Here is a 6412-nt window from a genome sequence, read left to right as displayed (position 1 = left end):
AACTTTCTCCGATCCCAATTTTCTCTCATTATACAAGAAATACCCTATAGAATAGACTTTTTTTTCAGTGTCTATTCTATAGGGTACATTTTAAAGTATAGGTGCATCTTTTTTACTGTATTCTCTTCTAATTAGTTTCAATTTTCATCTCGCTTTATTAATAAGCTCTATATATTGTAGGTCCCCATATCCTATTGTTGGAAAAAGATTAAATAACCTTTTTAATAACTCTTGTGTTGGTAAATCTTTATTTTTGGAGATATACTTTACTACTACATTATTTTCTTTTAGCATTTCTAAATATAAATCTATCGCCTGATACATTACAGGTAGTACCTCATGAGATGGCTTTTTATGATTTACTAGAACTTCATTGTAAACAGAAAAATAGTTCCCTAATTCAAGTCCAATTTGACTAACTTTAAATTCATCCTCTCTGAAGCTATTTAAGTATACTTTTCCCTTATAACCAGACTGTTCAAGGTAAGAAAGTACTGTAAGTAGATTCATTTGGCAAAACATATCTTCACCGAACCATAAAACAATACATTTATACTCTTTCTTAAAAAGATTCTCTAAAGGATGAATAACCTTTTTCGTATAATTTTCTACAGTACCTTGGTGTCCTTCTGCCCTTGTTTTAATAAACTCATCATCAAAAATCTGTGCAGTAGTCGTATTTACACACATAGCTTCATTAAATGGAGCGTAATCAGACTCCCCCATTAGTTTTTCACTTTTAAATTCTTCATACATAAATTGACCATTTAATATATTTAGTACATCTTTATCAAACAGCTCACTCTTCGCATTTCGTAACTGATCAACTTCAATTTTTCTAGAAAAATTCATTCTATCCCACTCCTTGCCATCATTGATTGAGAGTTTAATAAATGATTGAACCGGTATTTTGTTAAGTTGGAATTTTCCTGGGGTTATACCAAAAACAGTTTTAAATGCTCTACTATAAGCCTCTTGCGAAGAGTAATCGTAATCAAATGCGATATCAATTATCTTTCTATCATTCGTCAAATCTTCCGTTGATAAATACAATCTTCTAAGAAGAATATATCGTCTAATACTTATCCCTGTTACTTGATGAAATTTAAACGAACAGAAGTAAGGAGAATATCCCATATAATTAGATAATTTATCTAATGAAAACTTCTTTTTTAAATTGCCCTCAATCCATTCAATCATTAGCTGTATATGTTCATTCATTTATCCCCCTCCTCACTAAAAATTATAAGAAGTATCCACTTCTTTCTTTTGATATTTCTTGTGGTTTATAACATTAACCACTCTCTAGAACCTTTAAATATCATATGTAATTACTCATTTCATATTTTTTCAGCTATCTTATTTTGTCATACATTTACTTAACCTTCCAATAAAGTGAAACTTTAATCAGTGGGGAGTTTCTTCCTCCCCACTGATTATTATCCCATACTAATCGGGTTTTTACGGGATAAATCTTTTTTAAAGGATTCTACCAAATAAAACACGAAATTTGTAAGTTAAGGAACTAGTAGTGTTGTGAGTGGAAAATTTATGTTTGGAAAGGAAGTTAAAATGAATAATATAGAAAAAGAGATACTTAAACTAATTAATAAACTATATCCATTGGATTTTATTGAAATGACACCAATAACAAATGAAATGTATCAATGTCTCACAGCACAAGGTACTTACTTCGTTAGAATTACAAACTATAAAACATATGAAGAGCAATTAGAAGAAGTTACATATACGAACTTTTTATATCAAAAGGGCTTAGGAGTCCCTCCAATAATACCTTCTTTAAAGGCGAATTTAGTAGAGAAAATAACCTTAGACAAAGAAGTTTTTGCTGTATTATATAAAGCTGCTCCTGGTATACATTTACCAAGAAACGAATGGAATTCTAATGTATTTAAAAAGCTCGGTCAACAAATTGGAAAATTACATCGTATATCTAAAGACTTTGAAAGAGTTCAACCGGTAAATCATATAAACGATTGGTATGAAAATGAAGAGTATAATTTTCTTAACTATATCCCAAAAGAAGAAACTACTATAAGAGAAATTGCATCTGACGTTTTAACTTCTATAAAGGAGCTGCCAAAGTCCACTTCAAATTACGGCTTAATTCATGGAGATTTATGGTTAGAAAACATATTAGTGGACAATGATTTAAATTTAACAATGATTGATTTTCAAGACTGTGAAAAACATTTTTACATATTCGATTTAGCTATTCCAGTCTATAGCGCGATAGAATATTCTTTCGTTGGGAATGGCAACATAGTCGACTATGAGAATTCTATTACAAAAGCAATAATCGACGGATACCAGGAGGAAAATGATCTACCTAAAGAAATGATAGAGCAGCTTCCATTGTTTATTAAATTAAAGGAGATATTCGAATATAGTTTAATGCATATGTATTGGAATAAAGAAGAGTTAACTGAGGAGCAAGTACGGATAATGAACCTTTATAGAATAAAGATTGAAAAAAGCCATTCTTTAAACACAGTTGGTTTCCTATGAAGTACACCCAATTGTTACATTCAGTTTAACAATTGGATGTACTTTTCTATAGATAAGTTTTCTTCAAAAGACAAAATACAAGGAGCGAAATGATATTTAATCGTACAGTGGCACCTATTTTTCAATCCATTCAACGGATTTATCTAGCTTAATACCATCCTCGATATTACTTTCTTCCAAAGTATTTGCCCTAGCTTGAATACAAATAAAATAAAGAGGTTCACTTGAATTGTTACGCCAAATTCTTTCCCCCTCTTGTGCCACCCTTATGACAGTACCCTCTTTGATTTCAAGGATTTCATCATCAATCTTGAATTCCCCTTGTCCTTTGACGAAGATATACAGCTCTTCATTTTCTCTATGCTTATGATAAAAGGGCATTGAAATGCCTGGAGGGAAAACATTTAGTGAAGCTTCCATCCCTGTACATTGTAAGTCATCTTTAAGAAATACCTTTCCAGGAGCTTTAAATGGATTTCCATTTTTATATTGAAGCAGATCCTCCCACTTTCCTACTTGAACAGCACTAAAATTTTTACCTTCCATTGTTGAATTAACAAATTGACTCATTTGTATTCTCCTCTCATATTTATTTTCCATAATTTCACTTTTTATTCTCTAATAAATGAATAAATCCTCTCACAAAAAGAAACCGAATAGTCTCTTTTTTGCGGTAAAAAAACGGCTCAATTAGCCATAATATGTTATTAAGAAGTTTATTAGTAAAGATTGTTTTTTACATATTTATTTATCTCTACATTTATTTTATTTAGAATTTCTAAAAAACGAAGCAATCCAATTTTTATTAATTAATATTTATTTAAAATTGTAAATTATGGCCTCAGCAGCTTCCATCACAATCTCACTTAAAGTTAGTTGAGCATGTGGTGTTAATGCAATATCCTCAACTGTCATGCCTGATTCAATTGCTAAACCCATTTCGGCAATTATTTCTGATGCACCATTTCCCACGATTTGAGCACCTACTAATACACCATCTTCTTTACGCACCAATAGCCTCAAGAACCCTTTTCCTTCATTTGATACAAGTGCACGACCGTTTGCTGAAAATGGGGATTGAATCACTTTTACTTCCATGCCTTCTGCCTTTGCTCGCTCTTCAGCATAACCAACTGTAGCTAATTCAGGATTTGTGAAACAAACTGCTGGAATTGCCAAGTAATCAACAAATGATAGTTCACCAGAGATAGCTTCGGCAGCTACTTTCCCTTCGTAAAATGCTTTATGTGCAAGCTGTGGACCAGCAATGATATCTCCTATAGCAAAAATGTTCGGAAGGTTAGTACGGCATTGTTGATCAACTTTTAATAAACCGCGGTCAGAAAACTCAATACCGATTTTTTCAAAACCCATATTTTCAGTATTAGGACGACGGCCAACCGTTACTAATACGTAATCAGCGTCAACTTTCTTTTCTTCACCACCAATTTCGTAGGTAACAATTACACCATTTTCAACTTCTTCTACACCTTTAGCGGATGCATCTACTATTACTGTAACACCTTTGTTTATAAGGTCTTCTTTCACAATTTGAGTCATTTGTTTATCGAAGCCAGTTAAAATATCTTTACCTCCTTCAATAATTGTTACTATAGAACCGAGGGAAGCGTAAGCAGAGCCCAATTCAGTACCAATGTAACCACCACCGATTACAACCAATTTACTTGGAACTTCAGTTAAACTAAGTGCACCTGTAGAGTTAATCACACGTTTTGTAAATTTAAATGTTGGAATTTCAACTGGGCGTGATCCAGTAGCTATAATTGCATTTTTAAATGTATATGTTTGAGTTGCATCTTTATTGGTTACTCGTATAGTGTTAGCATCCATGAAATAAGCTTCACCTTTTATCACTTCTACTTTATTGCTTTTTAATAACCCTTCTACACCACCTACTAATTTCTTTACAACGTTGTTTTTAAATTTTTGTACTTTTGCGAAGTCCACATTTACACCAGAAGAAAAAATCCCCATATTTTCTGAATGCTTTGTTTCCTCAAAACGATGACCTACAGAAATAAGTGCCTTAGATGGAATGCAGCCGACGTTAGCACATACGCCACCAAGATTCTCTCTTTCTATAATTGCCACTTGTTTCCCTAATTGTGAAGCTCTTATTGCAGCAACATATCCTCCAGGTCCAGAGCCAATTACGATTGTTTCTATTTCTCTCATATCCTTTTTCACACTCCTCCAAAAATTAGAAACAGGTAGGCCGAAATCGTTCATATTCTACACATTTTTCAATTTACTATTTTGTATTAGTACCATTCTTCTCTCATCCGTTTTTTCATAGTTCCATCATGGAATTTCTATTAAGTGATCACCCCCTCAAAAAAGAAACCGAACAGTCTCTTTTTTGCGATAAAAATTACGGCTTAGTTGGCCGTAATTTGTTTTTCCAATTCATCTAAAAGTCGTGACGATACTGTATCAATATAAACTGTATCTTGGTATAAGCGTGACAAGGCAAGTGCTCCTTCAAGAGAAGAAATCCAGATGATAGCAATCTGTTTTGCTTGAGTATCTGATTTTAACTCTCCTTGCTCAATTCCATACGTAATAATCTTTTCAATTATTCCAAGTAATTGATTCATCGCTATCTGTGCTTGTTCTGCCATGAGAGGATGGGAATCATCTGCTTCTAACGTTACGTTCATGATTGGACACCCTCCAGGAAGAGGATCATTATGAATGAGAGATGTAAAAACTGAAATAAAAGTTTTTAACTTATCCAACGTATTGGATGCTTTTTTTATCTCTTCGACATAACGCACTCCCATTTGTGAAGTTGCATGCTGAAAGGCTTGAACAGCCAAGTCATCTTTATTTTTAAAGTGACGATAAATACCGCCCTTCTCTAGCCCAGTCTCTCGCATAATATCAGAAATTGAAGAACCACTATAGCCCTTTACATTAAACAGAGCAGAGGAACGATCAAGAATCATTCTTTTTGTTAATTCACCTTTACGCATTGTGTCCTCCTAAAAGAAAACGTTTGGTCTCTTTTAAGTATATGACAAACCGAAAAGAATTAGCAAGAAAAAAATAACAGGGAATATCAATGAGTAAAAAACAAATGATACACCATCCTTACAAGAATCAGAATAAATACATGAAAAACACCTTTTATTTACAGAGGTTTAGTCTCTGCCAGTCTAGCTGCACTAATTATAGGAGCCCACTGGAAAATTTCATCTCTTAATAGACCTGTTTTTTTGCAATATATATGTAAATACATTTCAGCTAATTCCACTGAATTCTGTGAATACAATAAGTATGTCCGAAACACATCTGCACGAATATCACCTGAACTAGCATCAACCCAATCTATAATATTCACATCACCAGTACTCATAATTAAATTAAACGGATGAAAATCACCATGACATACTCTAGGTTCAAATGTGATTGAATCTAACTTTTTTAATATATTTCCCTTTTGTTTTTCATCCAGATCATGTACGGAGTTAATTTGACGATAAAGCCTTTCTTCCATCGGTTCTATTTCATCCGAGCTCACAGATATAGCATGAATTTTTTGTTGTTCACTAACACATATACTTATATAATGCTCCGCTTTACTCAAATTATTAAGCAAAAGCTCACCAACACTTTCCCCTTCTACATATTCCATAATAATAGCTTGTCTACCTTGTATCTCTGTGACTTCAAATACTTTAGGAACGTGTAAACCACATGAATATGCATACTTTTGTTTTCGTGCTTCGTATAGAGATTCTGTATTAGGGAGGTATTCTTTAAACAATTTCACAACTTTATTATCACAAAGATAAATTTCAGCCGTATTTCCTTTGGCTATCGGATTTCCTAGATTCAATTCATTTCTCTCCTTACAGTA

The 6412-nt window shown here is 32.9% G+C and carries 6 protein-coding genes; 1 reads left to right on the top strand and 5 read right to left on the bottom strand.

Going from position 1 to position 6412, the window contains the following annotated elements; translation table 11 throughout:
- Nucleotides 1-144: 144 nt before the first annotated feature.
- On the bottom strand, nucleotides 145-1221 hold the full coding sequence (locus ABH960_RS28785; RefSeq protein WP_404449852.1) for a helix-turn-helix domain-containing protein: 1077 nt from the start codon (nucleotides 1219-1221) through the stop codon (nucleotides 145-147).
- A gap of 330 nt (nucleotides 1222-1551) precedes the next feature.
- Here ABH960_RS28785 and ABH960_RS28780 point away from each other — a divergent pair, with 330 nt between their 5' ends.
- Nucleotides 1552-2529 carry a phosphotransferase enzyme family protein gene (locus ABH960_RS28780; protein ID WP_404449850.1) on the top strand — a complete coding sequence of 326 codons (978 nt, stop codon included), beginning with the start codon at nucleotides 1552-1554 and terminating at the stop codon, nucleotides 2527-2529.
- 114 nt (nucleotides 2530-2643) lie between these two features.
- Here the strand turns inward: ABH960_RS28780 and ABH960_RS28775 are convergent, their stop codons facing one another.
- The 4 genes from ABH960_RS28775 to ABH960_RS28760 all read right to left on the bottom strand — a co-directional run bounded on the left by ABH960_RS28775 (nucleotide 2644) and on the right by ABH960_RS28760 (nucleotide 6391).
- The gene (locus ABH960_RS28775) at nucleotides 2644-3099 is read right to left on the bottom strand and encodes a cupin domain-containing protein (RefSeq protein ID WP_219302350.1); all 456 of its coding nucleotides are present in this window, start codon (nucleotides 3097-3099) and stop codon (nucleotides 2644-2646) included.
- 246 nt (nucleotides 3100-3345) lie between these two features.
- Nucleotides 3346-4725 (bottom strand): dihydrolipoyl dehydrogenase, encoded by a 1380-nt coding sequence (gene lpdA / locus ABH960_RS28770; RefSeq protein WP_404449848.1) that lies wholly within the window; start codon nucleotides 4723-4725, stop codon nucleotides 3346-3348.
- Between the two features lie 203 nt (nucleotides 4726-4928).
- Nucleotides 4929-5525, bottom strand: a complete 597-nt coding sequence (locus ABH960_RS28765; protein WP_016091395.1) for a TetR/AcrR family transcriptional regulator — start codon at nucleotides 5523-5525, stop codon at nucleotides 4929-4931.
- Nucleotides 5526-5683: 158 nt separating this feature from the next.
- A complete protein-coding gene (locus tag ABH960_RS28760) occupies nucleotides 5684-6391 on the bottom strand; it encodes a phosphotransferase family protein (RefSeq protein WP_404449845.1) in 708 nt (235 codons plus the stop codon).
- Between the last annotated feature and the right edge of the window lie 21 nt (nucleotides 6392-6412).

It is taken from the genome of Bacillus sp. RC252 (assembly GCF_044909215.1).
Classification (GTDB): Bacteria; Bacillota; Bacilli; order Bacillales; family Bacillaceae_G; genus Bacillus_A; species Bacillus_A mycoides.
Note: the sequence above shows the minus strand (reverse complement) of the source record. Positions and strands in the feature narration are given on the sequence as shown.

Bases quoted from the DNA above. Each gene is read 5' to 3' on its own strand.
- ABH960_RS28785 (WP_404449852.1), bottom strand. From the start codon at position 1,221: ATGAATGAACATATACAGCTAATGATTGAATGGATTGAGGGCAATTTA.
- ABH960_RS28765 (WP_016091395.1), bottom strand. From the start codon at position 5,525: ATGCGTAAAGGTGAATTAACAAAAAGAATGATTCTTGATCGTTCCTCT.
- ABH960_RS28780 (WP_404449850.1), top strand. From the start codon at position 1,552: ATGTTTGGAAAGGAAGTTAAAATGAATAATATAGAAAAAGAGATACTT.
- lpdA (WP_404449848.1), bottom strand. From the start codon at position 4,725: ATGAGAGAAATAGAAACAATCGTAATTGGCTCTGGACCTGGAGGATAT.
- ABH960_RS28775 (WP_219302350.1), bottom strand. From the start codon at position 3,099: ATGAGTCAATTTGTTAATTCAACAATGGAAGGTAAAAATTTTAGTGCT.